This window comes from Mesorhizobium sp. M1A.T.Ca.IN.004.03.1.1 (assembly GCF_003997555.1).
Classification (GTDB): Bacteria; Pseudomonadota; Alphaproteobacteria; order Rhizobiales; family Rhizobiaceae; genus Mesorhizobium.
The window spans coordinates 1-346 of sequence record NZ_RZTV01000094.1 but is presented as its reverse complement, the minus strand read 5'-3'; the positions used below and the strand labels follow the sequence as shown (position 1 = coordinate 346).

General features: G+C 63.9%; 1 protein-coding gene. It reads left to right on the top strand.

Features of this window, described 5'->3' with window-relative positions; genetic code table 11:
* A partial coding sequence (locus tag EOD29_RS30855; protein ID WP_164763894.1) for a molybdopterin cofactor-binding domain-containing protein occupies positions 1–346 on the top strand: 346 nt, incomplete at both ends.

Sequence of the window (346 nt, the reverse complement as noted above, 5' to 3'; positions counted from 1 at the left end):
CCGTTGCCGCCGAGAAATGGGATGTTGGTGCCGCCGACGTCGTCTTCCTGCCGAACCGCGTGCGCGTCGGCGAGATCGAGATCCCCTTCCCCGATTTCATCAAGCAGGCCTATCTCGCCCGCGTCCAGCTTTCCGCCGCCGGCTTCTACAAGACGCCGAAGATTCACTGGGACCGCAAGGCCGGCCGCGGCACGCCCTTCTATTATTTCGCCTACGGCGCCTCCTGCACCGAGGTGTCGATCGACACGCTGACCGGCGAATATCTGATCGATCGCACCGACATCCTCCACGATGTCGGCCGCTCGCTGAACCCGGCGATCGACATGGGCCAAGTCGAAGGCGCCTT